1 protein-coding gene is annotated in these 324 nt (G+C 28.1%); it reads left to right on the top strand.

Going from position 1 to position 324, the window contains the following annotated elements; genetic code table 11:
- The coding region (locus Q3223_RS19645; protein WP_407812457.1) for an RNA-guided endonuclease TnpB family protein at positions 1 to 324 on the top strand (324 nt) is incomplete at both ends.

Genomic DNA, 324 nt, shown 5'->3' with positions numbered 1-324 from the left:
CTATCGAGAAAAACAATTGGTAGTTTAAATAGAAATAAAGCAAGATTAAAAGTTGCAAAACTTCAAGAACATATAGCTAATTGTCGAGAGGATTTTCTACAAAAACTATCTACTAAATTAATACGAGAGAATGATATTATTTGCATAGAAGATTTACAAGTAAAGAATATGACTAAAAATTGTAAACTATCTCGCTTAATTTCTGATGTGTCATGGTCAGAATTTATTCGTCAATTAGAATACAAGGCTAATTGGTATGGTAGACAAGTTGTAAAGGTAGGTAAATTCTTTTCAAGTTCACAAATATGCAATAAATGTGGATAT

The sequence above is a fragment of the Clostridioides sp. GD02367 genome (assembly GCF_045900275.1).
GTDB classification, from domain to species: domain Bacteria; phylum Bacillota; class Clostridia; order Peptostreptococcales; family Peptostreptococcaceae; genus Clostridioides; species Clostridioides difficile_A.
The sequence above is the reverse complement of the archived record's forward strand: the minus strand, read 5'-3'. Positions and strand labels throughout refer to the sequence as shown.